This is a genomic window from Microbacterium sp. SD291, assembly GCF_017355365.1.
Classification (GTDB): Bacteria; Actinomycetota; Actinomycetes; order Actinomycetales; family Microbacteriaceae; genus Microbacterium.
This window is the reverse complement of the sequence record NZ_JADIJR010000082.1, coordinates 1-461: the sequence shown is the minus strand read 5'-3', so window position 1 is coordinate 461 and position 461 is coordinate 1. Positions and strand designations below refer to the sequence as shown.

Below are 461 nucleotides of genomic sequence, written 5' to 3'. Positions count from 1 at the left end.
CGACCCGCACCGCCGAACCCGAACCCGCCGAATGGATCCCCGTGATCGAACGCGTCGACCGGGCCGAGATCTCCAAACGCGCCGCCGCCGACGAGCTCATGGTCTCCTCGAACCGGATCAACGTCATGCTCGCCCACGTCCGCGGCGAGCAGATCGACCCCGTGATCGCCCGAGAGCAGATGGACGACAAACTCCGACACCTCCTCGGCCGAAAGCTCTACGCGAAACGGCAACACAGCATCGAGCCCGTGTTCGGGAACATCAAGAACAACCTCGGCTACCGCCGATTCACCCGCCGCGGCCTCGACGCAGTGAGCAGCGAATGGCGCCTCATCTGCACCGCCCACAACCTCCTCAAACTCCGCACCTCCGCCGCCTGAGCCCGAACGGCCACCGCCACAACCCGCCGCCACACACCCCGATACTGCGGACCACCACACAGCAATTCATGCGACAGCCTC

1 protein-coding gene is annotated in these 461 nt (G+C 65.7%); it reads left to right on the top strand.

What is annotated here, in order from left to right; genetic code table 11:
- The coding region (locus tag IPV10_RS16860; protein ID WP_207485831.1) for a transposase at positions 1–380 on the top strand (380 nt) is incomplete at its 5' end.
- Positions 381–461 lie beyond the last annotated feature (81 nt).